At 73.9% G+C, this 25409-nt stretch carries 23 protein-coding genes; 13 read left to right on the forward strand and 10 right to left on the reverse strand.

Annotated elements, in window-relative coordinates; all coding sequences use genetic code 11:
• Positions 1 to 117 precede the first annotated feature (117 nt).
• Positions 118 to 1647 (forward strand): glycosyltransferase family 39 protein, encoded by a 1530-nt coding sequence (locus tag ACFV6D_RS19995; protein ID WP_244293472.1) that lies wholly within the window; start codon positions 118 to 120, stop codon positions 1645 to 1647.
• Positions 1648 to 1723: 76 nt separating this feature from the next.
• Here the strand turns inward: ACFV6D_RS19995 and ACFV6D_RS20000 are convergent, their stop codons facing one another.
• The 5 genes from ACFV6D_RS20000 to ACFV6D_RS20020 form a co-directional block, all read right to left on the reverse strand.
• Complete coding sequence (locus tag ACFV6D_RS20000) at positions 1724 to 3853, reverse strand: 3-hydroxyacyl-CoA dehydrogenase NAD-binding domain-containing protein (protein WP_063349469.1); 2130 nt, start codon at positions 3851 to 3853, stop codon at positions 1724 to 1726.
• Between the two features lie 2 nt (positions 3854 to 3855).
• Positions 3856 to 5100, reverse strand: coding sequence for an acetyl-CoA C-acyltransferase (locus ACFV6D_RS20005; protein ID WP_063349470.1), 1245 nt, complete (start codon positions 5098 to 5100; stop codon positions 3856 to 3858).
• Between the two features lie 238 nt (positions 5101 to 5338).
• Entirely contained in the window at positions 5339 to 6583 is a 1245-nt protein-coding gene (locus tag ACFV6D_RS20010; RefSeq protein WP_380560630.1) for a ribonuclease D, read from the reverse strand.
• A gap of 163 nt (positions 6584 to 6746) precedes the next feature.
• Positions 6747 to 7481 carry a response regulator transcription factor gene (locus ACFV6D_RS20015; RefSeq protein ID WP_063349472.1) on the reverse strand — a complete coding sequence of 245 codons (735 nt, stop codon included), beginning with the start codon at positions 7479 to 7481 and terminating at the stop codon, positions 6747 to 6749.
• A 320-nt stretch (positions 7482 to 7801) separates the two neighbouring features.
• On the reverse strand, positions 7802 to 8464 hold the full coding sequence (locus ACFV6D_RS20020; RefSeq protein ID WP_063349473.1) for a DUF3000 domain-containing protein: 663 nt from the start codon (positions 8462 to 8464) through the stop codon (positions 7802 to 7804).
• Positions 8465 to 8610: 146 nt separating this feature from the next.
• Between ACFV6D_RS20020 and hemE the strand changes: the two genes are divergently transcribed.
• A complete protein-coding gene (gene hemE, locus ACFV6D_RS20025) occupies positions 8611 to 9714 on the forward strand; it encodes a uroporphyrinogen decarboxylase (protein ID WP_063349474.1) in 1104 nt (367 codons plus the stop codon).
• A gap of 67 nt (positions 9715 to 9781) precedes the next feature.
• On the opposite strand, the gene ACFV6D_RS20030 is transcribed toward hemE, so the two are convergent.
• Together ACFV6D_RS20030 and ACFV6D_RS20035 are read right to left on the reverse strand one after the other, a co-directional pair.
• Entirely contained in the window at positions 9782 to 10744 is a 963-nt protein-coding gene (locus ACFV6D_RS20030) for a DUF4349 domain-containing protein (RefSeq protein WP_380560631.1), read from the reverse strand.
• An 88-nt stretch (positions 10745 to 10832) separates the two neighbouring features.
• Positions 10833 to 11285, reverse strand: coding sequence for a DUF523 domain-containing protein (locus tag ACFV6D_RS20035; RefSeq protein WP_380560632.1), 453 nt, complete (start codon positions 11283 to 11285; stop codon positions 10833 to 10835).
• A gap of 44 nt (positions 11286 to 11329) precedes the next feature.
• Between ACFV6D_RS20035 and ACFV6D_RS20040 the strand changes: the two genes are divergently transcribed.
• The 3 genes from ACFV6D_RS20040 to hemQ are packed head-to-tail and all read left to right on the forward strand — an operon-like array spanning position 11330 to position 14110.
• Entirely contained in the window at positions 11330 to 11920 is a 591-nt protein-coding gene (locus ACFV6D_RS20040; RefSeq protein WP_380491379.1) for a Uma2 family endonuclease, read from the forward strand.
• A gap of 34 nt (positions 11921 to 11954) precedes the next feature.
• Positions 11955 to 13388 carry a protoporphyrinogen oxidase gene (hemG, locus tag ACFV6D_RS20045; RefSeq protein ID WP_380560633.1) on the forward strand — a complete coding sequence of 478 codons (1434 nt, stop codon included), beginning with the start codon at positions 11955 to 11957 and terminating at the stop codon, positions 13386 to 13388.
• A complete protein-coding gene (hemQ, locus tag ACFV6D_RS20050) occupies positions 13385 to 14110 on the forward strand; it encodes a hydrogen peroxide-dependent heme synthase (RefSeq protein WP_063349479.1) in 726 nt (241 codons plus the stop codon). Before hemG ends, hemQ begins: the two co-directional genes overlap by 4 nt.
• A gap of 52 nt (positions 14111 to 14162) precedes the next feature.
• On the opposite strand, the gene ACFV6D_RS20055 is transcribed toward hemQ, so the two are convergent.
• The 3 genes from ACFV6D_RS20055 to ACFV6D_RS20065 form a co-directional block, all read right to left on the reverse strand.
• Complete coding sequence (locus ACFV6D_RS20055; protein ID WP_380376780.1) at positions 14163 to 14945, reverse strand: TIGR04222 domain-containing membrane protein; 783 nt, start codon at positions 14943 to 14945, stop codon at positions 14163 to 14165.
• Between the two features lie 69 nt (positions 14946 to 15014).
• A complete protein-coding gene (locus ACFV6D_RS20060; protein ID WP_380343866.1) occupies positions 15015 to 16112 on the reverse strand; it encodes a TIGR04222 domain-containing membrane protein in 1098 nt (365 codons plus the stop codon).
• 73 nt (positions 16113 to 16185) lie between these two features.
• Positions 16186 to 17499 carry a DUF692 domain-containing protein gene (locus ACFV6D_RS20065; protein WP_380560634.1) on the reverse strand — a complete coding sequence of 438 codons (1314 nt, stop codon included), beginning with the start codon at positions 17497 to 17499 and terminating at the stop codon, positions 16186 to 16188.
• A 268-nt stretch (positions 17500 to 17767) separates the two neighbouring features.
• Between ACFV6D_RS20065 and ACFV6D_RS20070 the strand changes: the two genes are divergently transcribed.
• The 8 genes from ACFV6D_RS20070 (at position 17768) to ACFV6D_RS20105 (ending at position 25343) form a co-directional block, all read left to right on the forward strand.
• On the forward strand, positions 17768 to 18688 hold the full coding sequence (locus tag ACFV6D_RS20070) for a GNAT family N-acetyltransferase (protein WP_380560635.1): 921 nt from the start codon (positions 17768 to 17770) through the stop codon (positions 18686 to 18688).
• Between the two features lie 116 nt (positions 18689 to 18804).
• A complete protein-coding gene (locus ACFV6D_RS20075; RefSeq protein ID WP_063349484.1) occupies positions 18805 to 19608 on the forward strand; it encodes a hypothetical protein in 804 nt (267 codons plus the stop codon).
• Between the two features lie 121 nt (positions 19609 to 19729).
• The gene (locus ACFV6D_RS20080; protein WP_380560636.1) at positions 19730 to 20743 is read left to right on the forward strand and encodes an MBL fold metallo-hydrolase; all 1014 of its coding nucleotides are present in this window, start codon (positions 19730 to 19732) and stop codon (positions 20741 to 20743) included.
• Positions 20744 to 20848: 105 nt separating this feature from the next.
• Positions 20849 to 22714: an ATP-binding protein gene (locus ACFV6D_RS20085; RefSeq protein WP_380560637.1), complete on the forward strand. Its 1866-nt coding sequence runs from the start codon at positions 20849 to 20851 to the stop codon at positions 22712 to 22714.
• Positions 22711 to 23142: a roadblock/LC7 domain-containing protein gene (locus ACFV6D_RS20090; RefSeq protein ID WP_363368868.1), complete on the forward strand. Its 432-nt coding sequence runs from the start codon at positions 22711 to 22713 to the stop codon at positions 23140 to 23142. Before ACFV6D_RS20085 ends, ACFV6D_RS20090 begins: the two co-directional genes overlap by 4 nt.
• Positions 23139 to 23492: a DUF742 domain-containing protein gene (locus tag ACFV6D_RS20095; protein ID WP_063349488.1), complete on the forward strand. Its 354-nt coding sequence runs from the start codon at positions 23139 to 23141 to the stop codon at positions 23490 to 23492. The genes ACFV6D_RS20090 and ACFV6D_RS20095 overlap by 4 nt, the downstream gene beginning before the upstream one ends.
• A 55-nt stretch (positions 23493 to 23547) precedes the next feature.
• Positions 23548 to 24156: an ATP/GTP-binding protein gene (locus tag ACFV6D_RS20100; protein WP_380343892.1), complete on the forward strand. Its 609-nt coding sequence runs from the start codon at positions 23548 to 23550 to the stop codon at positions 24154 to 24156.
• The gene (locus tag ACFV6D_RS20105; protein WP_380427221.1) at positions 24153 to 25343 is read left to right on the forward strand and encodes a cytochrome P450; all 1191 of its coding nucleotides are present in this window, start codon (positions 24153 to 24155) and stop codon (positions 25341 to 25343) included. The genes ACFV6D_RS20100 and ACFV6D_RS20105 overlap by 4 nt, the downstream gene beginning before the upstream one ends.
• Positions 25344 to 25409: the final 66 nt, after the last annotated feature.

Consider the following 25409-nt stretch of genomic DNA (forward strand, 5'->3'; position numbering starts at 1 on the left):
CCACCGACGACTGTTCGTCGTAACTCCGTAACAGTTCGTCACGAAACAAGCTGACAATCGCACCGAAAGGCGGGACCGGCGCCGCCCGCGCCGATCCCGCCCGGTAGGTTGTCATCCGTGCCCACCCCCACCCGCTTCCGCCTCGCCGGACTGGCCGAGCGCCTGCCCGAGCGCGTCCGTACCCATGTGCAGACCGGGTACTGGACGAGGCTGGTGCCGGTGCTCGCGCTGGTCGCACTGCTCACCCACATCCCGTCCTTCGCCCGGCCCGTCTGGAGCCCCGACGAGGGGTTCCTGGCCACCCAGGCCCGGATGCTGGCCGACGGCGGAGTGCTGTACGACACCGTGGTGGACCGCAAGCCGCCGTTGCTCCCCTGGCTCTACCAGGCCTGCTTCACGATCTTCGGCTCCGCCTCGCTGTGGCCGCTGCGCACCCTGGCGGTGGGCGCCCACCTGGTCACCGCGATCCTGCTGGCGTCCATCGCCCGCGGCCGCTGGGGCAACCGGGCCGGGGCCGGCGCGGGACTGCTCTACCTGCTGGTCTCCATCGGGCTCTCCCCGGAGGACACCCAGGCGGCGACCTTCGAGGTCTTCATGCTGCCCGCCATGGTGGCCGCGTTCCGGTACGCCGAGCGCCGCCGCTGGCTGGCCGCGGGCATCGCGGTGGCGCTCTGCTCGCTGACCAAGCAGACCGGCGGCGCGGTGCTGCTGCCGGTGCTCTGGATGCTGTTCCAGGACGCCCGCCGGCGCGGGGTGCGCTGGCCGCCCGCCCTGTTCAAGATCGGCTTCGGCTTCATCCTGCCGATAGCGCTGGTCGCGGTCATCCTGACCAAGCCCAAGGGCTTCCTGTTCTGGGTGGTCACCGGCAGCGGGGACTACGCCTCCTTCGGCGGCGCCTGGCTCCAGATGATCGGCCGCGCGCTCGGCAACTCGGCCATCCTGGTCGCGGCCGGGCTGGGCTTCCTGCTCCCGGTCGGGCGCCGGCTCTGGCTCAAGCACCGCCACCGGCCGCTGCCCGTCGCCGGGGAGGAGCACGGCTCCACCGGGGACCTGTGGGTCTGGCTGGCCTCCTCGGTCGTCGCGGTCAGCGTGGGCTTCCACTTCTTCGGCCACTACTACCTTCAGCTGATCCCCCCGCTGGTGCTGCTGGGCACCGGGGCGGTGGCCACCTCGGCGGTCCGCTGGAAGCCCGTCCTGGTGTACACCACGGTCGCCTCGACGGTCTTCTGGGCGCTGGCCCTGGCCTGGCCGGGGGAGCGGCTCAACCGCACCACCGAGGTCGCCACCGCGGTCGCCGCCCAGACCACCCCCAAGGACACCGTCCTGGTCTGGGGCATGCACCCCGAGCTGTACTGGCTGGCCGACCGAAAGCCCGCTACCCGCTACCTGACCGCCGGCTTCCTGACCAACTACAGCGGCGGCAAGGACGGCAACGCCAACGTGGGCGAGCAGTTCAGCGTCAGCAACGCCTGGCAGACCTTCGACAAGGAGCTCGCCGACAACCTGCCCGAGGTCGTGGTGGACGACTCCGGCATCGCCCCGTACCAGCCGGTGCTGGTCCCGCGGATCGAGAACCTGCTGGACACCCACTACGAGATGGTCGGCGTCTTCGCCGACACCGTGGTCTACCGCCTCAAGAAGAGCTGACCACCCCCCCCGCACACGCCGGAGCCCCGGTGACCGTCCAGGTCACCGGGGCTCCGGCACGCGGTGGCGCTGCGCGTTACGCGGGCACCGAGGCCACGCCGGGGGCGAGGAAGCGCTTGCCGTTCACCCGCTCCGAGACGCCCTCACGGTCCAGGTACGGGGTGATCCCGCCCAGGTGGAAGGGCCAGCCGGCGCCGGTGATCATGCAGAGGTCGATGTCCTGCGCCTCGGCGACGACACCCTCCTCCAGCATCAGGCCGATCTCCTGGGCCACGGCCTCCAGGGAGCGGTTCAGGACCTGCTCCTCGGTCAGCACGGTGTCGCCGAAGGACAGCAGCTCCAGCACCTCGGGGTCGAGGACCTGCTTGCCGTCCACCCAGGTGTAGAAGCCGCGCTTGCCGGCCTTGACCACCTTGCCGAGGTTCTCGGAGACGGCGAACCGCTCCGGGAACGCGCCGTGCAGGGTCTCCGAGACGTGCAGCGCGATGGCCGGGCCGACCAGCTCCAGCAGCACGATCGGGGACATCGGCAGGCCGAGCGGCTCGACGCCCTTCTCGACGGTGGCGATCGGGGTGCCCTCGTCGATGATGGTCTGGATCTCGCCCATGAAGCGGGTCAGGATCCGGTTCACCACGAACGCCGGGGCGTCCTTGACCAGCACCGAGGTCTTCTTCAGCTTCTTCGAGACGCCGAAGGCGGTGGCCAGCGAGGCGTCGTCGGTCTGCTCGCCGCGGACGATCTCCAGCAGCGGCAGGATCGCGACCGGGTTGAAGAAGTGGAAGCCGACGACCCGCTCGGGGTGCTTCAGCTTCGAGGCCATCTCGGTGACCGACAGCGAGGAGGTGTTGGTCGCCAGCACGCAGGTCGGCGAGACCACGTTCTCCAGGTCCGCGAAGACGGTCTGCTTGACGCCCATCTCCTCGAACACGGCCTCGATCACGAAGTCCGCGTCGCCGAAGGCGGCGGCCTTGTCGAGCGAGCCGCTGACCAGGCCCTTGAGACGGTTGGCCTTGTCCTGGCCGATCCGGCCCTTGCCGAGCAGCTTGTCGATCTCGGCGTGGACGTAGCCGACGCCCTTGTCGACGCGCTCCTGGTCGATGTCGGTGAGGACCACCGGCACCTCCAGACGGCGGGCGAACAGCAGCGCCAGCTGCGAGGCCATCAGACCGGCGCCGACGACGCCGACCTTGTTGACCTGGCGGGCCAGCGACTTGTCCGGCGCGCCGACCGGGCGCTTGGCCCGGCGCTGCACCAGGTTGAAGGCGTAGATGCCGCTGCGCAGCTCGCCGCTCATGATGAGGTCGGCCAGGGCGGCGTCCTCGGCGTCGAAGCCGGCCTGGAGGTCGGAGTCCTTGACCTGCTGGATGATGTCCAGCGCCTTGTAGGCGGCCGGCGCGGCGCCGTGCACCTTGGCGTCGGCGACCAGGCGGCCCCAGGCGACGGCGTCGTCCCAGGCCTTGCCGCGGTCGATCTCCTCGCGCTCGACGACCACGTCGCCCTTGAGGACCTTGGCGGCCCACAGCAGCGACTGCTCCAGGAAGTCGGCCGGCTCGAAGATCGCGTCGGCGATCCCCAGCTCGAACACGTCCTTGCCTTTGAGCTGCTTGTTCTGGTTCATCGAGTTCTCGATGATGACCTTGATCGCCTTCGAGGGGCCGATCAGGTTCGGCAGCAGGGTGCAGCCGCCCCAGCCGGGGACGAGGCCCAGGAAGACCTCCGGCAGCGAGAACGCCGGGACGCCCGCGCTGACCGTGCGGTAGGTGGCGTGCAGGCCGACCTCGACGCCGCCGCCCATCGCCGCGCCGTTGTAGAAGGCGAAGGAGGGGACGGGCAGCGCGGCGATCCGCTTGAAGACCTCGTGGCCGCCCTTGCCGATGGCCAGCGCGTCCGCGTGCTCCTTGAGCAGCTCGACGCCCTTGAGGTCGGCGCCGACCGCGAAGATGAACGGCTTGCCGGTGACGGCGACGGCGACGACCTTGCCCTCGGCGGCCTCGGCCTCGACCTGGTCCAGCGCGGCGGACAGCTTCAGCAGCGAGCCCGGGCCGAAGGTGGTCGGCTTGGTGTGGTCGAAGCCGTTGTCCAGGGTGATCAGGGCCAGCTTGCCGGCCTGCAGCGGCAGGTCCAGGTGGCGCACGTGCGCGGTCGTGACGACCTCGCCCGGGAACAGCTCGGCGCCGTGCTGCAGCAGCTCAGTGGTGCTCGTCATGTTCACTTACCACCCTCGAGCTCGGACGACTTTTCCGCTCCGCTCCAGTGCGGGTTCTCCCAGATGACGGTCCCGCCCATGCCGAACCCGATGCACATCGTGGTGAGGCCGTAGCGGACGTCCGGGCGCTGCTCGAAGCGGCGGGCCAGCTGGTTCATCAGGCGCACGCCGGAGGAGGCCAGCGGGTGGCCGAAGGCGATCGCACCGCCGTACGGGTTGACGCGCTCGTCGTCGTCCGCGATGCCGTAGTGGTCCAGGAAGGACAGCACCTGGACGGCGAAGGCCTCGTTGACCTCGAAGGCCTGGATGTCGTCGATGGTCAGACCGGCCTTGGCCAGCGCCTTCTCGGTGGCCGGCACCGGGCCGATGCCCATGACCTCGGGCTCCACGCCCGCGAAGGCGTAGGAGACCAGGCGCATCTTGACCGGGAGGCCGAGCTCCTCGGCGACGTCCTCGGCGGCCAGCAGCGAGGCGGTGGCGCCGTCGTTGAGGCCGGCCGAGTTGCCCGCGGTGATGTTGCCGTGCGGGCGGAAGGGGGTCTTCAGGCCGGCCAGGCTCTCCATCGTGGTGCCCGGGCGCATCGGCTCGTCCACGGTGGCCAGGCCCCAGCCGGTCTCGCCGACCTCGGGGTTGGTGTTGCGGATCGAGATCGGCACCAGGTCGGGCTGGATGTCGCCGTTGGCGTACGCCTTGGCGGCCTTCTCCTGCGAGCGCACGGCGTAGGCGTCGCAGCGCTCCTTGGTCAGGTGCGGGAACCGGTCGTGCAGGTTCTCCGCGGTCATGCCCATGAACAGGGCGGACTCGTCGACCAGCTTCTCGGAGACGAAGCGCGGGTTCGGGTCGACGCCCTCGCCCATCGGGTGGCGGCCCATGTGCTCGACGCCGCCGGCCACGACCACGTCGTACGCGCCGAAGGCGATGCCGCCGGCGGTGGCGGTCACGGCCGTGAGCGCACCGGCGCACATGCGGTCGATCGAGTAGCCGGGGACGGACTTGGGCAGGCCGGACAGCAGGGCGGCGGTGCGCCCGATGGTCAGACCCTGGTCGCCGATCTGCGTGGTGGCCGCGATGGCGACCTCGTCGATGCGCTCGACGGGCAGGTTCGGGTTACGGCGCACGAGCTCCCGGATGCACTTGACGACCAGGTCGTCGGCGCGCGTCTCGTGGTAGATGCCCTTCGGGCCGGCCTTGCCGAACGGGGTGCGGACGCCATCGACGAAGACGACGTCCCTCGCGGTACGAGGCACGGGGGCTCTCCTCCCAGGGACCAACATTTGAGGTGGGCAGGCTGCCGCCGGTGAAGACCCGAGCGGCGCCGCTCCACCGCCATGCTACCGGTCGGTAACCAACCTGCCCAGGCCTCACGGAGGGTTCACCCCGTGTGTCCCGCGACACGTCCGACCGGCGGGGTTCGAAAGACGGACCCCGGATACGCCGAAGGGGGCGCCGTCACAAGGACGGCGCCCCCTTCGGAGGCGCTCCGGGTCAGTCCTGGGCGGCCGCGGCCTCGGCGAACGCGGTGGCCATCACCGGCGCCACCAGGTCGACCTGCCACTGCCGGGCGCCGAGCCGGCGCAGTGCGGCGGCCACGCCCGTGGCGGCCGGATCGGCCGGCGGCTCCCAGGAGACCCGGCGCACCAGGTCCGGGGTGATCAGGTTCTCGGCCGGCAGGTTGTGCCGCTCGGCGAGGTCCGCGACCGCGGCGCGCGCCCCGGACAGCCGGGCGGCGGCCACCGGGTCCTTCTCGGCCCAGGCCCGCGGCGGCGGCGGCCCGTCGTGCGGCGCGGAGGCCGGCGGCAGCTGGTTCTCCGGGACTTCCCGGCCCCGCTGGACGGCCGCCAGCCACTGCTCCAGCTGGCGCCGGTGGACCCGCGGCCCGAAGCCCTGGACGCCCTGCAGCGCGGCGATGTTCAGCGGCATGGCCAGCGCGGCGTTGACGATCGCGGCGTCCGAGAGCACCCGGCCCGGCGAGACGTCGCGCTCCTGCGCCAGCCGGTCCCGGGCCAGCCACAGCTCGCGCACCACGGCCAGCTGGCGGCGCCGGCGGACCTTGTGCAGCTGCGAGGTGCGGCGCCACGGGTCGGTGCGCGGTGCCGGGCGCGGTGCGGCGGCGATCGCCGCGAACTCCTCCAGCGCCCAGCCGAGCTTGCCCTGGGCGTCCAGCTCCTGTTCGAGTGCGTCGCGCAGCTCGACCAGCACCTCGACGTCCAGAGCGGCGTAGCGCAGCCACGGCTCGGGCAGCGGGCGGGTGGACCAGTCGACCGCGGAGTGCTCCTTGGCCAGGCTCAGCCCGAGCACGCTCTCGGTCATCGGCCCGAGGCCGACCCGGGCGAAGCCGGCGATCCGCCCGGCCAGCTCGGTGTCGAACAGCTGCCGGGGTCTCATACCGACCTCGGCCAGGCAGGGCAGGTCCTGGGTGGCCGCGTGCACCACCCATTCGGTGTCGGCGAGGGCATCGCCCAGGCCGCTGAGGTCGGGGCAGGCGATCGGGTCGATCAGCGCACTGCCGGCGCCCACGCGGCGCAGCTGGATGAGGTACGCGCGCTGGCCGTAGCGGTAGCCGGAGGCCCGCTCGGCGTCGACGGCGACCGGTCCGGTGCCCCCGGCGAAGGCGGCGACGGTGGCGGCCAGCGCCTGCTCGTCCGCCACGACGGGCGGGATCCCCTCCTTCGGTTCGAGGAGCGGGACCGGGGCTGCTTCTTCTGGGATGGCTGCTACGGCGTCGGTCACCCACCAAGGGTACGACGGTCCTCGCGGCCGGGAGTGTTGTCGGACTGGTCAGACCGGGTCCGTGACTATGCCACGGGGCCCGGGCGGTGGCCGAGGGGCACGGCTACGGCGGCCGAGGAGGAAACGTTCCTCCTCGGCCGCCGTGGCGGGGCCGTCCGAGGACTCAGTGGATGATGCCGGTGCGCAGCGCGACCGCGACCATCCCGGCGCGGTCGCCGGTGCCCAGCTTGCGGGCGATCCGGGCGAGGTGGCTCTTGACGGTGAGTGCCGACAGGCCCATCGCCACCCCGATCGCCTTGTTCGACTGTCCTTCGGCGACCAGCCGCAGCACCTCGACCTCACGGCCCGACAGCTCGCGGTAGGCGGACTGCTGCGTGCCCGGCGCACCGGGCGCACCGGGGGCTCCGTGGGTTCCGTGGGCGCCCGGCGCACCCACGGCGCCCGGCATGCCCGGCATGCCGGGGCGGCGCATCCGCCCGGCCAGCCCGGCGGCGCCGAGCGGCAGGCCCGGGCGGCCGGGCATCGCCACGTTGGTGCGGGTGCCCGTGACGACGTATCCCTTGACGCCGCCGGCCAGCGCGCTGCGCACGGCGCCGATGTCGTCGGCGGCGGACAGGGCCAGGCCGTTGGGCCAGCCCGCGGCGCGGGTCTCGGCCAGGATGGTCAGGCCGGAGCCGTCCGGCAGGTGTACGTCGGCGACGCAGATGTCGCGCGGGGTGGAGACCCGGGGGCGGGCCTCGGCGATCGAGGACACTTCGATCACGTCCCGGACGCCGAGCGCCCACAGATGGCGGGTGACGGTGTTTCGGACACGGGGATCGGCGATGACCACCATGGCGGTGGGCTTGGTCGGCCGGTAGGCGACCACGTTTGCGGGGTGCTCAAGAAGGACCGACACCAGGCCTCCTGCGGGGAGTGGCGGACGGAACCCCGAGGGGGCGGTCGGAGTGTTCCGCGTTCGGAAAGGGTCACAGTCTGCTTCGGCAGCTACCGTGCCCGGCTTTAGCGAAAGATCACGATCTAGTGAGTAACAATACGGACAAATCGCGCATATGAGTGATGCGACCCGTCCTGAATTCGCACAAAATCGATCAGATCTGGTGCTGATCGGTCGGTTTCAACCGGTTAATTGACCCAGAGCGGGATCGAAGTCACACTCCGTCAGCCCTGGGGGTGGCATCGGGGCCGCCGGGGCCGCCCGGCCCGGGGCGCCACTCCTCAGTGCGAACGAGGACGCCGCCGCGCGGGCATCGGGACCACCCCACCGAGTGACGGCACATCGGCCGGCGCCTGCGGGGCCGGCGAGGCCGGCGGCAGGCCGGCGCTGATGCACAGCAGGTCCCCCCAGGCCGCCAGGTGCCGCTCGAACCGGCCGTCGGCCGGCGTCCAGGAGGCCCGGATCTCGATCTCGGTCGAGGACGGGCGGTCCGCCAGCCCGCCGAAGTACTGCGAGGCGCAGTGGCTCACCGTGCCGGACGGCTCCGCGTACCCGGCCCCGTGCGCCTGCAGCGAGTCCAGCAGCCAGGCCCAGCCGACCTCCGAGAGCATCGGGTCGCCGGCCATCTCCGGCTCCAGCTCCGCCCGGGTCATCGTCACCACCCGGAACTCCCCGTTCCAGGCCTCCTGCCCGGCCGGGTCGTACAGCAGCACCAGCCGGCCGTCCGCCAGCTCCTCGCCGTCCACCTCCACCGAGGCGGTCACCGCGAACGCGTACGGGGCCAGCCGGCGCGGGGCCGGCGCGGGGGAGAGCTGGATCTCGGGCCGCAGCCGGGCGCCGTCGAGGGCCTCCACGGCGGCCCGGAACTCGCTCGGAGCCCCCTCCCGACCTGTTCCGCCACCTGCTCCGCCACCCTGCGCGGGGTGCCCGCCGACCGCTGCCATGACCCGAAGACTAGGTCGAAAACCGCGGTTAAGGCCGCAACTTCCGTCCGAGCGGCGTGCCGGAACGGCAAACCCGGCCAGATCTTGGAGGAACCGACGAGACCGGCCGGGAAGAGCGCCCCGAGGCGCATGCGAAGATTTGGACCGTGAGCGAGACTACGGCAGACACCACGGCGGCCACCCCCGACGGCCGGCCCACCCCCGCGCGCCGCGGCGCCGCGCACGACTCCGCGTTCCTGCGCGCCTGCCGGCACGAGCCCGTGCCGCACACCCCGGTGTGGTTCATGCGCCAGGCCGGCCGCTCGCTGCCGGAGTACCTGAAGGTCCGCGAGGGCATCCCCATGCTGGAGTCCTGCATGCGGCCCGAGCTGGTCAAGGAGATCACCCTCCAGCCGGTCCGCCGGCACAAGGTGGACGCGGCGATCTTCTTCAGCGACATCGTGGTGCCGCTCAAGGCCGTCGGCATCGACGTCGAGATCAAGCCCAACGTCGGCCCGGTCATCGCCGACCCGATCCGCACCGCCGAGGACCTCAAGCGGCTGCGCCCGCTGGAGCCCGACGACGTCCCCTACATCACCGAGGCCGTCGGCCTGCTGGTGGACGAACTCGGCGAGACCCCGCTGATCGGCTTCGCCGGCGCCCCCTACACGCTGGCCAGCTACCTGGTCGAGGGCGGCCCGTCCAAGAACCACGAGCACACCAAGGCCATGATGTACGGGCAGCCCGAGCTGTGGGCCGCCCTGGTCGACCGGCTCGCCGACATCACCTCCACCTTCCTGAAGGTGCAGATCGAGGCCGGCGCCTCGGCCGTCCAGCTCTTCGACTCCTGGGTCGGCTCGCTCGCCCCCGACGACTACCGCCGCTCGGTCATGCCGTCCAGCACCAAGGTCTTCGACGCCGTCGCCTCCTACGGCGTGCCGCGGATCCACTTCGGCGTCGGCACCGGCGAGCTCCTCGGCCTGATGGGCCAGGCCGGCGCGGACATCGTCGGCGTCGACTGGCGGGTGCCGCTGAACGTCGCGGCCGAGCGGGTCGGCCCCGGCAAGGGTCTCCAGGGCAACCTCGACCCGGCCGTGCTGTTCGCCCCCACCAAGGTCGTCGAGACCAAGGCCCGCGAGGTGCTGCACGCCGCCCAGGCCCTCGGCACCAGCGGCCACATCTTCAACCTCGGCCACGGCGTCCTGCCGTCCATGGACCCGGACGCCCTCTCCCGTCTCGTCGCCTTCGTCCACGAGGCCAGCGCCCGCTGACCCCGGCGGCGGGCTCCCTCCCGGCCGGGAGGGAGCCCGCCGTGTTCAGTCCTCGCCCAGTCCTCGTTCAGTCCTCCGCGGGCTCTTCCTGCGGGCCGGACTCCGGGGGCGGCGCGGCCGCCGGGCGGCGCCGGCGCCACAGCCGGTACAGCAGCGCCCCCGGGACGCCCAGCACCAGCAGGAACGGCGCCACCGCCGCGAGCCCCACCGCCAGGGCGCGCACGATCGCCACCAGTACGTGCCAGCCGCCGCCCAGCGCGGAGCCGACCGACGCCCCGAAGCCCTCGCCGCCACCCTTCGGCGGTCCCGGGGTGGGCGTCGGCGAGGCGGCCGCACGGCGCACGTCCAGCGTGACGGTCGAGAGCGAGGTCTTGCCGGCCAGCTCCTTCTGCTGCTTCTGCAGCGACTCCAGATCGGCCTCCCGGCGGCTCAACTCGGCCTCCAGCGTGGTCACCTCGCTCAGCGACTTCGCCTGCCCCATCAGGGCCCGCACCCGCTCCACGCTCGCCTGCTGGGTCTGCACCCGGCTCGCCACGTCCGCGACCTGCTGGGTCAGGTCGTCCGCCTGGCTCCTACGGGACACCACCTGGCCCAGCGCGGCCAGCTGGTCCAGCGTCTGCTGGTAGGCGGCGGAGGGGATCCTCAGCGTCAGCTGGCCGCCCGCCTCGCCCCCCGCCGTGCTCCCCGGCCCGCCCTCCACCGCGCCGGAGACCGACTCGGCGGCGACGTAGCCGCCCGCGGCCGCCGTCAACTCCCGGGCCTTCGCCAGCACCTGGGCGACGTCCCCGGTCCGCAGCGTCAACTGCGCGGTGTACGCGATCAGCCGGTTGTCCGCGACCGGCTGGGCACTCGCCCCCGCCGCCGGCGCCGTCCCGGCGGCGCTCGGCGCGGCCGCCGGTGCCGCCGGGGCGACGGCGTCCGCCTTCGCCGCCTCCCCCGCCCGGTCCGCACCGCCTGCGCTGCACGCCCCGACCAGCAGCACGCCCGCGGTCGCTACCGCCAGCGCCCCCGCCCCTGCCCGTCTCCCCATTCCGAAGCCCTCCCCAAGTCCGTTGTGAGATCTCCCCATTGGACGAAGGAACGCCCCGGGCGGACCCCGCCGGAAGGTCGCGACTCGATCACAGCTCGGCAGCGGACCGGACAACCTCGATGCCCGCCCGCCGCAGCAGCGCCGCCGTCACCCCGTCCCCGGGGCGCAGCTCCCCGGTGAACGTCCCGTCGTACACCCGCTCGCAGCCGCAGGACGGGCTGCGCGCCATCAGCACCGCCCGCCGCGCCCCCGCGGCCTCGGCCGCCGCCAGCGCCGCCCGGGCCCCGGCCACGAACTCCGCCGTACAGTCCGCGCCCGTCGCGTCCACCACCCGGGCCCGCCCGTCCAGCACGTCCGCCCCGTCCCCGCCCAGGATCTCCGCCGGCGGGCGCGGGGTCGGCAGCCCGCCCGCCCCCTCCGGGCACACCACCACCGCCCGCCCCGCCTCGACCAGCCCCACCACGTCCGGCGAGGTCTTCGCCCGCCCGTCGTACCGACACGGCACCCCGGCCAGACACGCACTCACCACGATCGGTTCCATGGACCGAACCTTACGGGGCGTGCCCGATCCGCTACGTTGGGGCCATGGATGAGCTGCCGGAGTGGATGTACGCACCCCGAGTCGAAGGCTGGTTCGCCGAGGACCTCGACCACCTGCCCGATGCGCCCAAGCACACCGAACTCATCGACGGCGCCCTGGTGTTCCGCAGCAGGCCCCAGTCGTTCTGGCACAGCCATGTCGGGTCGCAGCTGACCGCAGCACTGGACGGGCTGGTGCCGGCCGGGCAGCGGGCGACCGGGGGCATGACGATCACGCTGGACCGGCGCAGCCGCCTGGAGTCGGATGTGCTGGTCACCGACGCGGACTTCGACCCCGATCGGACCTGGTTCGCGCCCGGCGAGGTCCCGCTCGTGGTCGAGGTCGTCTCCCCGGAGTCCGCGCACCGCGACCGTACGGTCAAGGTCCGCAAGTACGCCGAGGCCGGGATCCCGCACTGCTGGATCGTCGAGGAGGAGGACGGCCTGCCGGTCGCGCACGTCTTCGAGCTGGAGCCGGCGACGTCCTCCTACGTCCCGGCCGGGATCTTCCGCGGCAAGCTCGAACGCCGGGTGCCGTTCCCGATCACGATCGATCTGGACGCGCTGGTGCCGAGCGGGCGGCGTGCAGCGGATTGAGGGCCCGGTGTAAAGACCTGCGAGACTGCGAGGCATGTCGGATGCACAGGTCGTCGTCGTCGGTGGTGGGATCGCGGGGCTGGCTGCGGCCGCTTTTCTGAGCGGGGCCGCCGGGGGGCCGGTGCGGGCGCGGGTGACGCTGCTGGAGGCGTCGGAGCGGGTCGGCGGGAAGCTGCGGGGCGGCGAGGTCGGCGGGGTCCGGGTGGACCTGGGGGCCGAGTCGATGCTCGCGCGGCGGCCGGAGGCGGTGGAGCTGGCCCGGGCGGTCGGGCTGGGCGAGGAGTTGGAGCCGCCGACCACCGCGAAGGCCTCGATCTGGACGCGGGGCGCGCTGCGCCCGCTGCCGGGCGGGCAGGTGATGGGCGTCCCGGGCGATCTGGACGCGCTGGCGGCCTCCGGGGTGCTCACCGCCGAGGGGCTGGAGCGGGCCCGGCACGAGGGCGCCACCGAGGTCGGGGACGACGTGGCGATCGGCCGCTACGTCGCCGACCGGCTGGGCCAGGAGGTGGTGGACCGGCTGGTCGAGCCGCTGCTGGGCGGCGTCTACGCCGGGCGGGCCGAGGAGATCTCGCTGCGCGCCGCCGTGCCGCAGCTGCTGGCGATCGCGCGGGGCGGCGGCTCGCTGGTCGACGGGGTGCACGAGCTGGCCTCGCGGCCGAAGGTGGTCGGCACCCCGGTGTTCCAGGGCCTGCGCGGCGGGCTCGGCACCCTGCCGGAGGCCGTCGCGGCCGCCTGCCGGAAGGCGGGTGTGGACCTGCGCACCGGTACGGCGGTGGACGGGCTGCGCCGCACCCCCGGGGGCTGGCGGGTGGTGACCGGCGGCGGCGAGGTGCTGCACGCGGACGCCGTGGTGCTGGCCGTCCCGGCGCCGGCCGCGGCCCGGCTGCTGCGCGCGGACGCGCCGGCGGCGGCCGCCGAGCTGGACGCCGTCGAGTACGCGGGCATGGCGCTGGTGACCCTGGCGTTCCGCCGGGCCGACCTGGCGGAGCCGCCGGCCGGCAGCGGGTTCCTGGTGCCGCCGGTGGACGGGCGGCGGATCAAGGCGTCGACCTTCTCCTCCAACAAGTGGGGCTGGCTGGAGCGTTCCGCCCCGGACGCGTTCCTGCTGCGCACCTCGCTGGGCCGCTACCGCGAGGAGGAGGCGCTGGAGCTGCCGGACGAGGAGCTGGTGGCCCGCTCGCTGGCGGACCTCGGGGAGGCGATCGGCCTGACCGCCCGGCCGTACGACACCGCCGTCGCGCGCTTCCGGGCGGGCCTGCCGCAGTACCCGGTGGGCCACCTGGACCGGGTGGCCCGGATCCGGGCGGCGGCCGCCGGGGTGGGGGGACTGGCGCTGTGCGGCGCCGCGTACGACGGGGTCGGCATCCCGGCCTGCATCGGCTCGGCGGCCGCCGCGGTGGCGGCCCTCGACAAACTGTTGACCCCGGCAACCGGGGAAGGTTCCACGGAGAGGACAATGGGCGCATGACTGAGACCGTTGAGCGGCAGCCGGAGCAGCAGCCCGAGAAGAAGAAGGCGCGCGACCTGAACCAGGTCATCCGCTACACCATGTGGTCGGTGTTCAAGCTCAAGGGCACGCTGCCCGAGGACCGCACGGCGCTGGCCGCCGAGGTGGACGAGCTGTTCGCCCAGCTGGCCGCGAAGGACGTCACGGTGCGCGGCACGTACGACGTGTCCGGTCTGCGCGCGGACGCCGACCTCATGGTCTGGTGGCACGCCGAGGACTCGGACGACTTGCAGGAGGCGTACAACCGCTTCCGCCGCACGGGCCTCGGCCGCCAGCTGGAGCCGGTCTGGTCCAACATGGCGCTGCACCGCCCCGCCGAGTTCAACAAGTCGCACATCCCGGCGTTCCTCGCCGACGAGCGCGCGCGCGACTACGTCTGCGTGTACCCGTTCGTCCGCTCCTACGAGTGGTACCTGCTGCCGGACGCCGAGCGGCGCGCGATGCTCTCCGAGCACGGCCAGATGGCCCGCGGCTACCCGGACGTGCGGGCCAACACGGTGGCCTCGTTCGCGCTCGGCGACTACGAGTGGCTGCTCGCCTTCGAGGCGGACGAGCTGCACCGCATCGTCGACCTGATGCGCGACCTGCGCCCCTCCCGGGCCCGGCTGCACGTCCGCGAGGAGGTGCCGTTCTTCACCGGCCGCCGCAAGCCGGTCAGCGAGCTGCTCAACGGCCTGGCCTGAGTTCCGCGGGATCGGTGAACGGGGTCCGCTTCGGCGGGCCCCGTTTCGCGTGTCACGTCCGGTGGGGGCGGAGGGCGGCGCGCAGGCGGGGGTCGGGGAGGACGGCGGGGCCGTTCATGGCGACGGCGGTGAGCAGTTCGCGCTCCTCGTCGTCGGCGAGGCCGTGCTGGCGGGCCGGGCGGACCTCGCGCAGCACCTCCTGGCCGACCGGGGACGCCCAGCGGGTGTAGGGGTAGACGTCGACCCGGGCCATCAGCAGGGTGCCCGAGGTGAGCACCAGCGGCAGCGAGAACCAGGCGAGCGGGGCGACGGTGTCACCGCCGGTGAAGCCGGTGAGGGCCAGCGCGGCGGCCAGCAGGAGGAGCGTCAGCAGCAGTGCGTGCCGCACCTGCCGGACCACCAGGACGGTGCTGCGCTGGACCAGGGCCGGGGTGGCCAGGCCGGCCAGCGAGAGCCGGGCGCCGATCTCCAGGACGGTCGGGTGCTCGGCCATCGCCTGGCGCAGCCCGTCGGTGCGGCACTGGCCGTCGGGGCCGACGGTGACGATGACCGCGCGTTCCAGGCGGCTGCGGCCCCGGGGGTCGACCACCGTCGTCCAGCCGGTGTGCGCCAGGTGCAGCCGGCCCCGGCCGGCCATCAGGACGAGGGCGAGTTCGACCACCCGGTCCGGGCCGCCGGCCAGGTAGGCCGTCTCGTACAGCCCGATCCCGACGGCCTCGGGCGGGCGCAGGCCGTCCGCCTCGGCCAGGGCGTCGGCGGTGGCGGTCGTCCGGACGAGCCGGAGACACGAGAGGACCGCCGCGACGCACGCCGGTATCAGGAACAGCAACCACATGGGCTTGTTGTATGCCTGGGCCGACGGCGCGGGGAACGGCTTCCCGGACCGCGATACCGAACTGTGACGTCAGGAGCCGCAGCCGCCGCCGCCACCGCAGCTCGACGAGGACGACCCGCAACTGGACGAGGACGACCCGCAGCTCGACGAGGAGGAGCCGCAACTGCTGGAGCCGGAGCCGCAGCTGGAGGACGAGGATCCGCAGCTGCTACTGCTTCCCCCGCAGCCGGAGGAGCCGGAGTGGGAGGAGCCGCACCAGGCCGTGGAGCCCCCGCAGGAGGACCCGGACGAGCTGCACGAGCTGGGGGGAAAGCTGCTGGAGGAGCCCGTCGAGGAGGAGGCGGCGTAGGAGCTCGCGGCGGCCGACTTCATCGCCTCGTCCTGGGCGGCCGCGGCCAGCATCGCGGACTGCAGCTCGTCGTCCTCCAGCCCGGCGGCGGCCAGCCCGCCGAGCGCGAGGGCGCCCAGCAGCACGCCGCCGGTCGTCTTCGGCGACAGGCCGGCGCTCGGCGTCCACGGCGTGCCGACCTTCATCAGGGAGAGCTGGCGCCGCCCGGCCGGGGTGATCCGGCCCTTGACCGGCCAGGTGACGAGCAGGCTCATCCCGCCGAAGACCAGGAGCACCACCGGGACCCACGGCGCGGGGCGGTCGGAGCCGGCGCCGCCGTCGTCCAGCACGTGGGCGAGGACGGTCGAGACGGCGACGCCGAGCAGCGCGAGCCAGAGCAGCCGCCGGGCGGTGCGGGCCCGCCGCAGCCGCTCGGGGCGGCGCATCAGGCCGCGGTCGGCGAGCCGGTTGCCGATCTCCTGCACGGCGGCGGAGCGCATCACGGCCCGGCGCAGCGGGGCGAGTTCACGGCTGCCGCCCGGGCCGACGGCGTCCAGGACGGCCTGGTCGACGGCGTCGTACGGCTTGTGCCCGGTGAGGGTGACCAGGCCGGCGCGGCTGATCACGGCCCGCTCGGAGAGGTGCATCCGGATCAGGGCGGTGTCGAAGACCCGGCCGGGGCCGCCGGACAGGAAGGCGGTGTCCATCAGCGGCAGGCCGCGGCCCGGCAGGCCCCGGACGTGTGCGACGTGGCCGACCCGATGCTTGGTCCGGGACGCGTACAGCGAGGCCGCCACCAGCAGGACGGCGGGGATGACGAAGTAGGTGTTGTGCCACATGGGCGGGTTCCCCCCGAAGGTGTGCGGTGAAGACGGGTGCTCAGCGCCTGCTCAGCGCCTGCTCAGTGCCTGCTCAGTGCCGCAGGGCTCGGCGCAGGCGGGCGAACGCGCCGGGCGGCCGCTCGGCGGCAGGGTGGAGCCACTGCTCCAGGGCCCGGCGGTGGTCGGCGGCGAGCGGGCCGCCGTCGGCGAGTGCCCAGGCGGCGAAGGCCCGGGCGTCGGTGCGGTAGCCGCCGGTCTGCGGGTGCCGGCGGGCGTAGTCGAGGAACAGCGGCCCGTACGGTCGGCCGAGCAGGCGGGGCAGTTCGGGGGCCACCTTGGCGACGGTGTCCCGCCGTTTGGTGGCCAGGCCGGTGGACTGGGCGCGGACCTGGCCCGGGTCGAAGCCGGGCGGGACGGGCCCGCCGGCCACCAGGGCGGCGAGCAGGTCCTCCTGGCGCCGCGCCAGCCGGGCGCGGGTGCCGCTCGGGCACGCGCCCGCCGCGGTCTCCCGGGGCTCGGTGCGGGGGGCCGGTGGGGCCGTCCGCGGGGTGCTCCCCTCCAGCACCCGGCGGATGGCGTCCAGTTCGCCGGCCAGCTCGCTGGGCGGCGGGAAGGCGGCGTCCCGTTCCAGCAGGACGCCGGGTGGTGCGACCCGTGCGCAGAGTTCGGCCAGGACCTCCAGCACCGGTTCGGTGACGGGGTGGGCGTGGGTGTCGTGCCAGACGCCGTCGACCAGGGTGCCGCCGGCGATGTGGACGTAGGCGAGCGCCTCCAGCGGCAGGCGGTCCAGTTCGGCGGCCGGGTCGATGCCGAGGTTGACCCGGTTGGTGTGCAGGTTGGCGACGTCGATCAGCAGCCGGACGCCGGTCCGCTCGACCAGTTCGGCGAGGAACTGCCCCTCGGTCAGCTCGTCGTCGGGCCAGGCCAGCTGGGCGGCGATGTTCTCCAGCGCGAGCGGCACCGGGAGCTGGTCCTGGGCGATCCGGACGTTCTCGGCGATCACCCGCAGCGAGTCCCGGGTGCGGGGGACGGGCAGCAGGTGGCCGGCCTCCAGGCCGCCGGCCCGGACGAACGCCAGGTGCTCGGTGACCAGCGGGGAGCCGAGGGCGAGCGCCGCCCCGGCGAGCTTGGCGAGCCGGGCGGGGTCGGGCAGGTCGGCGCCGCCGAGGCCGAGCGCCACGCCGTGCGGGATGACGGTGACGCCGCGGGCGAGCAGGACCGTCAGGGACTCGGGCAGGTGGTCGGCGCAGATGTTCTCGGCGACCACCTCGACCCAGTCCAGGCCGGGTTGGCGTTCGACGACGGTGTCGATCTCGCTGCGCCAGCCGAGGCCGACGCCGAGGCGGGGTGCGCCGCCCCGCGCCGGGGTGGCGGAGCCGGGCAGGTCCAGGGCAGGGGAGGTCATCGGTTCGCCCCCTTTCGGAGGGCCGGGTGGGGAGGCCGTCGGGTGGTGCGGGCTTCGTCGCCAGGACCGCGCGGCCGTGTTGCTGAGGATGTCCCCGGGTGGGGCGGCTGCCAAGCCCCGCCCGGTCTTCTCAGAGCATTATTTGAGCTTGCCGCCGCGGGGGTGAGGGACTTTGGTCCCGAGCCGGGGCCGTTGCCGCAGGTGAGGCGCACCGGCGAGGGAAAATTCGCAGGCGCCGGACGGGCGGGCGGGGCTAGCGTGGGAACCCATGACTTCTTTGACGATCCGTGACTTCCGCCCCGACGACGCCGAGGCCGTGGCCGCCGCCCACCGGGCCGGGCGCGAGCACCTGGTGATGACCTCCGAGGCCCTGCTCTGGATGAACGGCCGGCAGAGCCCGGGCGAGCACTTCCGCACCTTCGTCGCCGAGCTGGACGGCCGGGTGGTCGGCGCGGTGCGCTGTGCGGCGGTGCTCGGGACGACGACCGCCGGCGTCGGGTACGCCAACGGCAGCGTGCTGCCGCGGTTCCGGCGGCGCGGCGCGGCGACCGCGCTGCTGGCCGCGGCCGAACGGCACCTGGCCGGGCACGGGGTGAGCGAGCTGCACACCTGGCTGGACGACGAGCCCGCCTCGCTGGCCTTCGCCACCGCCCGGGGCTACGAGCTCGGGCGCGCGGCGCAGTTCGGCGGACGGGACTTGGCGCTGCCGCTGCCGCAGGCGCCCGTACGGCCGGCCGGCGTCGAGCTGCGCCCGGCCGCCGACTGGGCGGCCGACCCGCGCCCGCTGTTCCTGGTCGAGGCGGACGCCGTCCGGGACGAGCCCGGCGAGGTGCCGATGGACGCCCTGGAGTACGAGGACTGGCTGCGGGGCGACTGGGCCCGGCCGGACCTGGACCGGGCACTGACCGTCGTCGCCGTGGTGGACGGCGAACCGGCCGCGTTCAGCATGGCGCAGACCGACGGGGTGGACCGCTACTGGTCCGCGTTCACCGCCTGCCGCCGGGAGTTCCGCGGGCGCGGGCTGAGCAAGCTGGCCAAGCTGGAGTCGCTGCGCCTGGCGGCCGGGGCGGGCTACCGGCGCGCGTACACCTCCAACGACGAGACCAATGCGCCGATGCTCGCGATCAACGCGTGGCTGGGGTACGAGCGGTGCGCCGGGGAGCGCAAGGGGATCAAGCGCTTGAAGTGACGCCGGGTGTGGCAATCCTGATGGTCGGAATTGCCGCGAGGGGGGTATTTCCGGCCACGGAGGGGACTTAACCAGGGCACACAGTTCGTGGTCGAGTCTTTCTCCGTGGGGATGATATGGAGATCCTGCTCCAGGTGTTCATCGCATCGGTTCCGGCCGTGATCGGCTTCCTCGCGGCCCGCTCCCTCGCCCGGACCAGACTGTTCCTGCGCTACGGCTTCCTGCGGGCGCTGCTGGCGCCGTACAGCCGGGTGCAGATCATCACGCCGAGCATCGAGGTCGCGGAGTTCGCCTTCACCACGGACGGCTGCCAGCTGACCAGCCGCGGGCCGAAGAACGTGCTGTTCATGCCGATGGCCGAGGCCAGGGCGATAGCGGGGCTCACCGACCTGCTGCGGAAGGTCAACCGGAAGGCGACGATCGAACTGGTGGTGGCCGGTGCGCAGGATCCGCGGATGCCGACGTTCTCGATCGGGGGCCCGAGCGTCAACTCCTATTCCGGCGGCGTGCTGGACGCGGTGTTCCCGGATTTCGCCATCGAGTACCCGGACGAGGCCCGTGCCCGGTGGGGCGCAATGACCTTCGAGGCGCTGTACAACCCGGCCGGGGAACTGATCCGCGACCACGGTTTCATCTTCGTGACCCGCACGCCCCGGCAGGCGCCCTGCGTTGTGCTCTGCGGGGTGTTCGCCTTCGGCTCCGCGATGGCGGTGGAGGCGTTGACCGCGGCGAGCCGCAACTCCCCGCTGGCGGCGCTCTTCCGCTCGGGGGAGAAAGGATTCGTCGCGGTGGAGGGGCGGGTGATAGGCCTGGACACCGTCGACGTCACGGTCGAGGTCTGCCGCACCCTGCCCGCGCCCCGGTCCGACGTCCCGTCGGGATTCCGGGGCGAGGTGTCCACGGGTCGTCCCGACGGTTGAGACGATTGGTCTCGACCACAGGGGGCGAAACCGGACAGCTCGGGAGAGTCTGGGGCAGTAACTCCTGGCGGCCGTACAGGTTTTGCCCCGCCCCTGACACGCTTTGGGCATAATCGCGCACATGACGATCAACCGTGCGAACGTGAGCGCGATTGCCGAGGACCTGTACGTGTGGCTCCCCCCGAAGCGGGGCTGGGGCCTGGCCAACTGCGGGCTGCTGGCCTCGGCGAAGACCGCGCTCTGGATCGACACCCCCTACGACCCCACCCTGGCCGGGGAGTTCCTCGCCGCCAGCCGCCGCCTGCTGCCGGCCGGGGTCGAGGTCGACCGGGTGATCGTCACCCACGCCAACGGCGACCACCTGTGGGGCGCCGGAGTCGTCCCGGACGCCGAGGTGATCTCCACCCGCGAGGCGCTGGAGCACATCCACTACGAGCCCACCCCGCAGCAGCAGCACGCCCTCGTCGTCGGCGGCGACCCGGACTCCCCGCTCGGCGGCTACCTCAGAGAGCACTTCGGACGGTTCGACTGGTCCGCCACCGACCCCGTGCACCCGGACACCGTCTTCACCGGCGAGCTGGAACTGCGGGTGGGGGAGTACCCGGTGCAGGTGACCGGCCTGCCCGCCGCCCACACCAGCGGCGACCTGATCGTCCACCTCCCGTACCAGCGCGCCGTCTTCACCGGCGACGTGATCTTCGGCTCGACCCCCGAGTACCCCGGCGACCACCCGGTGCACTGGGCCGGCCCGCTGGAGAACGTGATCACCGCCTGCGAGCGGATCCTGGCCACCGGCGCCGAGATCTTCGTCCCCGGCCACGGCCCCGTGCTCGACCGCGACGGCGTCCGCCACCACATCGCCTACCTGACGTACGTCCGGGAGCGCGCGCACGCCCTGCACACCGCCGGGATCCCCGCGCTGGACGCCGCCCGACGGGTGATCGCCGAGCAGCGCCACCCCGAACTCGGCCTGCCCGAGCGGCTGGTGCTCACCGTCGCCGCCGAGTACCGGCACCTGGACGGCACCGAGGTGCCGAACGTCCTGGAGGCCATGGGCCAGGTCGCCCAGGTGGCCCGCGAACTGGCCGAGGACGCCGCCCGCAGCCCGCGCCCGCGCGCCGCCGCCCGGGACTGACCGCCCGGGACTGACCGCCCGCCGCGCCCGGGCCGGACCACCACCGGCCCCCGGCCCGGCAGCAGCCGACCAGCCAGGACCCCCAGAGGACTCCCGAGGACTTCGATGACGCAGATCGCGCAGATTGCGCTGATCGCCCTGGCGCTGGTCGCCGCCGCGACGGCGGGCGTGCTCGCCCGCGGCCGGGCCCGGGCCCTCACCCGGGCGGTCGCCGCCGAGACCGCCCGCGGCCACGGCGAGGAACGCGCCCGCGCCGCCGAAGGCCGGCTGGCCCGCGCCGAGCAGCAACTGCGCGAGGCGCAGGAGGCCGCCCGGCGCGCCACCGAGGAGACCCACCACGCCGAGAGCCGCTACCGGGCCGCCGAGGAGCGCACCCGGGAGGCCGAGAGCCGCGCCCGCACCGCCGAGGACGCCACCCGGGAGACCGACCAGCGGGCCGCCGCCGCGAGCACCCGGGCCGGGGAGGCCGAACGGCGGCTCACCGTCGCCGAGGAGCACACCGCCGCCCTGCTCGCCGAGATCGGCCACCTCGCCCAGGAACGGGTGGCCGCCACCGCCGTCCGGCTCAGCCACGCCAACGCCCCGCTGGTCGGCCCGCTGGACTCGCAGGCCGTCGGCCCCGAGGCCGTCCGGGCGCTGCAGTCCGTCCTGGACGCCGCCTCCGCCGCCCTCACCGACGAGCGCGAACGCGTCGACGCCGCCGCCCGCGCCGCCATGCGCGGCGCCACCTCCCGGATCCAGACGCTGCTCTACCAGATCCAGAGCCTGGTCCAGCAGCTCCAGCACGACAACGACGACCCCCGGCTGCTGGAGGTCGACTTCCGCAACGAGGTCGCGCTGCGCCGGATCCAGACCGTCGCCGTGCTCTGCGAAGCCTGGCCCGGCCTGGCCCGCACCGACTCGCCGCTCGCCGAAGTGGTGGTCGGCGCGCTCTCCCGGGTGCCCGGCTACGCCCGGATCAAGGTCGCCAACCACCTGCGCGAGCAGCGGCTCGCCGTGGTCGCCCGGGCCGCCGAGCCGCTGGCCATCACCGTCGCCGAACTCCTCGCCAACGCCTCCGCCTACTCGCACCCGGAGACCGACATCCCGGTCACCGTCCAGCAGGGCGGCCGTGGCGCGCTGGTGATCATCGACGACAGCGGCATCGGCATGGACGACGACCAGCTGCGCCGGGCCCGCCGACTGCTGGCAGGCCCGCCCGACGTCCTGCTCACCGAACTCGGCAACCCGCCCAAGACCGGCTTCGCGGTGATCGGCAAACTGGCCCGCCAGTACGGCTTCTCCTGCCACATCGAGCCCTCGCCGTACGGCGGGATGCGCACCATCCTGCGCATCCCGGCCGCGCTGGTGACCGTCGTCGACGACGAGCAGCCGCTGTCGGTGCTCACCCCGCTGCCGCTGCGGGCCGGCGCCGGCCCGGCCCCCGCGCCCACCGTCCAGGCCGTCCCGCCGATGCGCGACGCCGACGAGGGCGACGGGCCGCCCCCGCTCGCCGACCGGCACAACCAGCCGGGCCCGCACCCCGCGCCCGCCATCCACGCGGTGCCCGACGCGCCGGCCGGCCCCGCCGACCCGGTCGACGACGGCACCGGCCTGCCCAGCCGGCGGCGCCGCCGACCGGTCACCGCCGACGGCCCCGGCGCCCCCGAGCCCGCCGCCAGGCCGTCCGCCGTACCGGCCGAGCCGCCCGCCCGGGCCCCCGAGCGGACGCCCGAGCGCGCTGCCGCCCACTGGCAGGCGCTCCAGGAGGGCACCGACTCCGGCCGCGCCGCCGTGGCACAGGCCGCCCGCGGGACCAGCACGACCGGCGAGTCCAGCACGACCGCCGGGACCAGCCCGGCCGCCGGGACCAACACGACCGGCGAATCCAGCCCGACCGGCGGGAGCGGCCCGACCGCGGCCGCCCGCGACACCGGTGCCCGCACCACCGTCCGTCCGCCCGCCCCGACCCCCGAAGGAGCCGAGCAGTGACCAGCACGCCCAGCCCGACCACCACCGACGAGATCTCGTGGGTGCTGACCCCGCTGCTGGAGCTGCCGGGGGTGCTGCACGCGGTCATCGCCACCGGTGACGGCCTCGTCGAGGGAGCCTCCGACGGGCTCGACCGCGCCTCCGCCGAGCGGGTCGCCGCGATGACCGCCACCGTGCACGCCGCCGCCCGCGCGTTCACCAGCGCCTTCACCGACACCGAACGGCCCCGGCTGGCCCAGACCGTCGTCGAGTCCGACCTCGGCTACGCCGTCGTCGTCCCGGCCGGGGAGAACACCTCGCTCGCCGTGTTCACCTCCCCGGAGGCCCAACTCGGCAACGTGGCCTACCAGATGCAGGTGCAGGTCGCCGCCCTGGGCCGTGCCCTCGCGAGTCCGAGCCGGCAGCAGGACACCACCGTCCGATCATGACCGCCGTACCCCGCAGGCGGATGGTGCCCGCCTACCTGGCCACCGGCGGCCGCAGCCGCCCCGGCACCGCCGGCTTCGACCGGCTCACCGTGCTGTTCGCGGACCGCACCGAACCGCCCCGCGAGCTGGAACCCGAACACCAGCGGCTCTGGGAACTGCTGCGCCCCGGCGCGCTGACCGTGGTGGAAGCCGCCGCGCACCTGTGCCTGCCGGTCAGCGCCACCGTCTTCCTCGCGGCCGATCTGGTCGAGGCGGGCTGCCTGCGCGCCCGCGCGCCGATCCCGCGCGCCCAGCAGACCGACCGCTCCATCGTCGAGAGGCTCCTCGTTGGACTCCGTGCGCTCCGGTAGCCCGGCCGACCGGCCGAGCCGGGTGGGCTACCTGCCCGACCGGGACCAGACGCTGATGAAGCTGGTGGTGGCCGGCCCGTTCGGGGTCGGCAAGACGACGCTCATCCGCACCCTCTCCGAGATCGCCACCCTGCACACCGAGGAGGCGATGACCGAGACCGGACGGCCGGTGGACGACCTGGCCGGCCTGCCCGAGAAGGCCACCACCACGGTCGCCGTCGACTTCGGCCGGCTGACCCTGCCCGGCAACCTCGTGCTCTACATGTTCGGTACCCCCGGCCAGCGCCGCTTCTTCCCGCTCTGGCAGGACATCGCCCGCGGCGCCCTCGGCGCGCTGGTGCTCGCCGACACCCGCCGGCTCGCCGACTCCTTCGAGATCATGGACATGGTCGAGGAGCAGGGCCTGCCCTACGCCGTCGCCGTCAACTGCTTCCCGGACGCGCCGGTCCACTCGATCGAGGTGCTGCGCGCCCACCTGGACCTGCACCCCACCACCCCGCTGCTGCTCTGCGACGCCCGCGAGCGCGGCGCCAGCCTGGACGCGCTGATCGCGCTGGCCGAGCACGTCCTCGACGGCCTGCCCGCCGCCCCCGCGGACGCCCCCGACCCCGCAGACCAGGTAGCGACCGTCCCTGCCGCCTCCGCCGCCGAGGAGCGCCCGTGACCACCGACACCCGCCCGACCCCGATCTACGGCCCGGTCTTCGCCGCCGACCCGCAGCTGGTCTACGACCGGCTGCGCCGCTACGGGGCCGTCGCCCCGGTGGAGATCGCGCCCGGCGTCGAGGCCCTGCTGGTCACCGACTACCAGGCCGCCCTGGACCTGCTGCGCGACACCGACACCTTCTCCAAGGACTCCCGCGCCTGGCAGCGCACCGTCGCCCCCGACAACCCGCTGCTGCCGGTGCTCGGCTACCGCCCGACCGCCCTGTTCAGCGACGGCGAGGTGCACGCGCGCTACCGCGCGGTGATCACCGACGGCCTCGCCCTGCTCGAACCGCACCGGCTCCAGCGCCGGGTCGCCGAGGTCGCCCACCAACTGGTCGACCGCTTCGAGGCGGCCGGCACCGCCGACCTGATCGCCGAGTACGCCCGCCAGCTGCCGGCCTTCGTCCTCACCACCTGGTTCGGTGTGCCCGAGGAGCACAGCGCCCGGCTGGTCGCCGGGATCGCCGGGATGATCGAGTCCACCGAGAAGGCCGTCGTCGCGTACGGGGACCTCGTCGCGGTGGTCACCGCCATGGTCGCCGAGCGGCGCGAGCGGCCCCGGCACGACCTCACCTCCTGGTTCGTCACCCACCCGGCCGGGCTGGAGGACGACGAGGTGATCCGGCAGATCACCCTCACCATGATCGCCGGGCACGAGCCGACCACCAACCTGATCGGCAACGCCCTGCTGCGCCTGCTCACCGACGCCCGCTACGCCGGCTCCCTCATCGGCGGCGCGATGACCGCCTACCAGGCGATCGACGAGGTGCTCTGGCACGAGCCGCCGCTGGCCAACCTCTCCGCCCACTACCCGCGCTACGACATCACCTTCCACGGCCGGGAGATCCCAGCCGGCACCCTGGTGCTGGTCTCCTACGCGGCCGCCAACTCGCAGGCCGCGCCGCCCACCGACGGCACCGAGCTGCGCAGCGGCGAGAGCGCCCACCTGGCCTGGGCGGCCGGCCCGCACGGCTGCCCGGCCCGTGACCCGGCGCTGCTGATCGCGATCACCGCGATCGAGCAGCTGACCAGCCGGCTCAGCGACCTCGAACTGGCCACCCCGGCCGAGGAGCTGCTCTGGCGCCCCGGCCCGTTCCACCGGGCCCTGGTCCACCTCCCGGTCCGCTTCGCCCCGACGGCCTGAGCCCCGGTGCTCTGAGTGGTCCGAACCCGAGCGGTCCGAGCGGTTCGGGCCCTGGCGGCCGGGACG

Source organism: Kitasatospora sp. NPDC059812 (assembly GCF_042732075.1).
In the GTDB taxonomy this organism is placed as follows: Bacteria; Actinomycetota; Actinomycetes; order Streptomycetales; family Streptomycetaceae; genus Kitasatospora.

What these genes read in the sequence shown, in the direction of transcription:
- ACFV6D_RS20000 (WP_063349469.1), bottom strand. Translation starts at nt 3,853, where the DNA reads ATGACGAGCACCACTGAGCTGCTGCAGCACGGCGCCGAGCTGTTCCCG.
- ACFV6D_RS20020 (WP_063349473.1), bottom strand. Translation starts at nt 8,464, where the DNA reads ATGGCAGCGGTCGGCGGGCACCCCGCGCAGGGTGGCGGAGCAGGTGGC.
- ACFV6D_RS20030 (WP_380560631.1), bottom strand. Translation starts at nt 10,744, where the DNA reads ATGGGGAGACGGGCAGGGGCGGGGGCGCTGGCGGTAGCGACCGCGGGC.
- ACFV6D_RS20035 (WP_380560632.1), bottom strand. Translation starts at nt 11,285, where the DNA reads ATGGAACCGATCGTGGTGAGTGCGTGTCTGGCCGGGGTGCCGTGTCGG.
- ACFV6D_RS20040 (WP_380491379.1), top strand. Translation starts at nt 11,330, where the DNA reads ATGGATGAGCTGCCGGAGTGGATGTACGCACCCCGAGTCGAAGGCTGG.
- hemG (WP_380560633.1), top strand. Translation starts at nt 11,955, where the DNA reads ATGTCGGATGCACAGGTCGTCGTCGTCGGTGGTGGGATCGCGGGGCTG.
- hemQ (WP_063349479.1), top strand. Translation starts at nt 13,385, where the DNA reads ATGACTGAGACCGTTGAGCGGCAGCCGGAGCAGCAGCCCGAGAAGAAG.
- ACFV6D_RS20055 (WP_380376780.1), bottom strand. Translation starts at nt 14,945, where the DNA reads ATGTGGTTGCTGTTCCTGATACCGGCGTGCGTCGCGGCGGTCCTCTCG.
- ACFV6D_RS20060 (WP_380343866.1), bottom strand. Translation starts at nt 16,112, where the DNA reads ATGTGGCACAACACCTACTTCGTCATCCCCGCCGTCCTGCTGGTGGCG.
- ACFV6D_RS20065 (WP_380560634.1), bottom strand. Translation starts at nt 17,499, where the DNA reads ATGACCTCCCCTGCCCTGGACCTGCCCGGCTCCGCCACCCCGGCGCGG.
- ACFV6D_RS20070 (WP_380560635.1), top strand. Translation starts at nt 17,768, where the DNA reads ATGACTTCTTTGACGATCCGTGACTTCCGCCCCGACGACGCCGAGGCC.
- ACFV6D_RS20075 (WP_063349484.1), top strand. Translation starts at nt 18,805, where the DNA reads ATGGAGATCCTGCTCCAGGTGTTCATCGCATCGGTTCCGGCCGTGATC.
- ACFV6D_RS20080 (WP_380560636.1), top strand. Translation starts at nt 19,730, where the DNA reads ATGACGATCAACCGTGCGAACGTGAGCGCGATTGCCGAGGACCTGTAC.
- ACFV6D_RS20085 (WP_380560637.1), top strand. Translation starts at nt 20,849, where the DNA reads ATGACGCAGATCGCGCAGATTGCGCTGATCGCCCTGGCGCTGGTCGCC.
- ACFV6D_RS20095 (WP_063349488.1), top strand. Translation starts at nt 23,139, where the DNA reads ATGACCGCCGTACCCCGCAGGCGGATGGTGCCCGCCTACCTGGCCACC.
- ACFV6D_RS20100 (WP_380343892.1), top strand. Translation starts at nt 23,548, where the DNA reads ATGAAGCTGGTGGTGGCCGGCCCGTTCGGGGTCGGCAAGACGACGCTC.